Origin of the sequence: Mesorhizobium sp. M7A.F.Ca.CA.001.10.2.1, from assembly GCF_003998575.1 — a bacterium.
Classification (GTDB): domain Bacteria; phylum Pseudomonadota; class Alphaproteobacteria; order Rhizobiales; family Rhizobiaceae; genus Mesorhizobium.
Genome location: NZ_RZQY01000644.1, coordinates 1 through 3,507 on the forward strand (window position 1 = coordinate 1; position 3,507 = coordinate 3,507).

Here is a 3,507-nt window from a genome sequence, read left to right on the forward strand (position 1 = left end):
CGGAGGCGATGGGCAAGGTGATCGACGACCAGTAAAGCGTTGGCGGAAGAGGTCTCCGCCCGGTGAAGACGAATCTCCGCCCCGGGCAGCGGCGGCACATGGCGGCCTGGATGGACGCCGCGCAGGCCAGGCGCAAGCATGCTGCCTTTGACCACGGTGACCGCCAGGCCCTGTTCAACAATTGCCTCCGTGGCTGAGAGGCTCGGGCTGACATAGGCCAATCGCCATGGCCGGCCTGCCTTGTTGAGCGCCTCAATTGCCCAGGAACGAAACAGGCAATCGGGGCTCGACAGAGCGACGGGCAGCGGATCGAGTTCCTCGACGGCTCGCGTCGCCGCCGCTGCCCAAATCGCCCTTTCGCGGCATATCAAATCTCCCTCGGTCGTACCTTCCGGGTGCATGGCGATGACGGCGTCGAACGAGGACCCAAGCCGTTTCAGGAGCCGGGCGGTAAGACCAATCTCCATTTCGACCTGCACCAACGGAAATCGCTCGGCGATGCCAGAAAGGAGGCGCGGCAGGATCTTGGTGCCATAATCTTCCATGACCCCGATTCGAACCTGTCCGGCCACCTGCTGACCGGAAACACGCGCAATCGCCTGCTCATTGAGAGCAAGTATGCGGCGGGCATCGATCAGAAAGCCCTCCCCGGCGGCGGTGAGTTCAACGCGGGCTGTCGAGCGCCGGAACAAGATGGTCTCGATGCGCTCCTCAAGACGTTTCACCTGCAAGCTGACGGCCGCCTGCGTTCTATTGAGCTGCTCGGCGGCTCGCGTGAACGAGAGTCGCTCGGCAACGACGACAAAGGCCCGCAGAAGGTCCGGATCGAGATTCGGGATACTCATAGTGGAATGTTATCAAACTCATTGAGCTTATTCGATTCCTTATGGCCCGCCTTCCCGATATCCCCGGTTCCGAGCCAGCAAGGTCGGGAACCATGGAAATCACAGGAGTGCTCGCCGCGATTCTCTCCAGCGCTTTCGGGGGCACCGCCGTTGGCGCAACGCGATATCTCGCGGGCACGCTCGATCCTCTCGCTATCGGTGCGGTCCGGTTCGGCGGCGGCTTTCTGGTTTTGGCCGCCGTAGCTCTCTGGCGGCGAGACAGGTGGCCGCCGAAGAGCGACTGGCTCGGCACTGGTGCATTGGGTCTTCTGTTCTTCGGGCTGTTTCCGGTGCTCTTCAATGGAGCCCTTGTCTACACGACGGCCGCGCGAGGTGCGCTTGCGCTTTCGACACTGCCTCTGCTCACCATGCTTGCCGCGGCAGTTCTGAAGATCGAGCCGCCGACCATCCGCAAGATCGTCGGTGTGCTGATCGCAATGGCAGGAGTGGCCGTAGCGCTCGGCACGAGCCTGACGACTGCTCCCCCAGATGCCTGGCGCGGAGATCTTCTCATGGTCGCGGCCGCTTTCTGCATGGCGCTCTACAACGTCTGGTCGAGACCATTTCTATCCCGCACCGCGCCAATCCCGTTCGTGGCGTTTGGCATGGGCGTGGGCGCGGTCTGCCTATCGGTCCTGGTGGTTTCGAGCGGAGGCTTCGCGCGACTTGCCACTCTCAGTGCACCTCAGTGGATCGCGAGCGCTTATCTGGCCATAATTTGCGGCGCCTTCATTTTCTTCCTTTGGGCATTCGCGCTCGAGCGCGCGCCGCCGACACTGGTTGCCGTCTCCGTTGCGGTGAATCCGGTGACGGCATCGATCTTCGGTGTTGTCTTCCTGGGCGAACAAGTGAGCGCGAACCTGATTGTCGGGCTGATGGCAGTCCTCGCAGGAATAGGCGTCGCAACGGGAGCAGCCGAGCGGCTTGGCCTGTGGCCCGACGATCGGCAGTCACGTCGAAGGCAGCCCTGAGCGCTGACCAAGCAAAACGGGGGAAACGAATCCAGGCGAATACAGCGATCATCCCTGTTGGCGCAGGGAATTGCTGCTGGCGTTGGCCAGGGCGATGGTCCAAGAAGGGATCACCGACACGTGATCGCCTCTTCATGTCCTCCATCCGCCCGATGATCCCGCTTCTTCTCGCCGCCGGCATCTTGCTCGGCGGCAATGGGCTGCAGAGCACGCTGATCGCGCTGCGCGGCGCGCAGGAAGGGTTTTCGGCTTCCGACATCGGCCTGATGGGCACCTTCTACTTCGCCGGCTTCCTGCTCGGCTGCCTGGCCATCACCCGCATCATGAAGGCGGTCGGCCATATCAGGGCATTTTCGGCGCTGGCGGCAATCGCCTCGGTAGGCACCTTGCTCCTGGTGCTGGTCATCGATCCGGTGATGTGGTGCGCGGTGCGCCTTGCTGGCGGCTTCTGCTTCGCCGGGCTGTTCACCATCGTCGAAAGCTGGCTGAATTCCGGCGTCGGCAATCACGACCGGGCACGCGTGCTGGCGATCTACCGGATGGTCGACATCGGTTCGGTGACATCAGCCCAGTTCCTGATCCCGGTCTTCGGCGCCGGCGGTTTCGCCATCTTCGCCATCATGTCGATGATGATCACCTTGTCGCTGGTGCCGGTGTCGCTCGGCGACCGCTCCAACCCGGCACCACCCGAAGAGGTCAAGCTCGACCTGGCGCGCGTCTGGCGGATTTCGCCGCTGGGCTGCTTCGGCTGCATCGCCGTCGGCGTCACCAACAGCGCCTTTCGCACCTTGTCGCCGGTCTATGCCGAGCAGATCGGCATGTCGGTCGCCGATGTCGTCACCTTCGTCAGCGTCGGCATCTTTGGCGGCGCCATCATCCAGTATCCGCTTGGCTACCTCTCCGACCGCTGGGATCGGCGCCGCGTGCTCTTGATCACGACCTGCTGCGCGATGCTTTCGGCGCTGGCGCTGGTGTTCATCGCCGGCAGCAATCCGGCGCTCAACTTCATCCTCATCTTCATCTTCGGCTGTTTCGCCATGCCGCTCTATTCGCTGTCGGCGGCGCATTCGAACGATCGCGCCGACACGGGCGAGTTCGTGCTGATCAACGCGGCGCTGATGCTGTTCTATTCCTTCGGCGCCATTGGCGGCCCGTTCGCCGCCTCGACGGCGATGCAATATTTCGGACCGGGCGCCCTGTTTGTATTCAGCGCGGTGGTCTATGCGATCTTCATCGCCGTCATCCTTTACCGCATGCAGGCCCGGTCCGGTGTGCCGGCAGGCAGGCGCGGCCGCTTCACCGCGCTTCTGCGCACTTCGACGGTTTTCGCGCGGCTGGCCAGGAGAAACGACGATTCCGATGGTCCGGGAACCTGACGATGGCGGTGCCAAAGCTTGACGAAAGCCCCGGCGGCTGAAATCTAGGAAGACCTTACTCCTGTCAAAAGCGATTTGATGCACGTCATCACCACCCAGAAAGAACTCGAGACCGTTCTCGCCGCTTTCGAAAAGTCGGATTTCGTCACCGTCGACACCGAATTCATACGAGAAACGACGTTTTGGCCGATCCTGTGCCTCATACAGATGGCCGCACCCGGCGTGACGGCGTTGATCGATCCGCTGGCTCCCGATATCGACCTGAAGCCGTTCTTC

The 3,507-nt window shown here is 62.5% G+C and carries 3 protein-coding genes and 1 pseudogene; 3 read left to right on the forward strand and 1 reads right to left on the reverse strand.

The features are described 5' to 3' along the window. Window positions 1–845 (reverse strand): LysR substrate-binding domain-containing protein (locus tag EN964_RS29095; RefSeq protein WP_127277047.1); only part of this gene is annotated, 845 nt, incomplete at its 3' end. Window positions 846–937: 92 nt separating this feature from the next. Between EN964_RS29095 and EN964_RS29100 the strand changes: the two genes are divergently transcribed. The 3 genes and pseudogenes from EN964_RS29100 to EN964_RS29110 form a co-directional block, all read left to right on the forward strand. Further along, a complete protein-coding gene (locus tag EN964_RS29100) occupies window positions 938–1,855 on the forward strand; it encodes a DMT family transporter (protein ID WP_127272769.1) in 918 nt (305 codons plus the stop codon). Window positions 1,856–1,989: 134 nt separating this feature from the next. Then, a complete protein-coding gene (locus EN964_RS29105; protein ID WP_127273376.1) occupies window positions 1,990–3,231 on the forward strand; it encodes an MFS transporter in 1,242 nt (413 codons plus the stop codon). A gap of 78 nt (window positions 3,232–3,309) precedes the next feature. Beyond that, window positions 3,310–3,507, forward strand: a pseudogene (locus EN964_RS29110) (ribonuclease D); the annotation flags it as partial.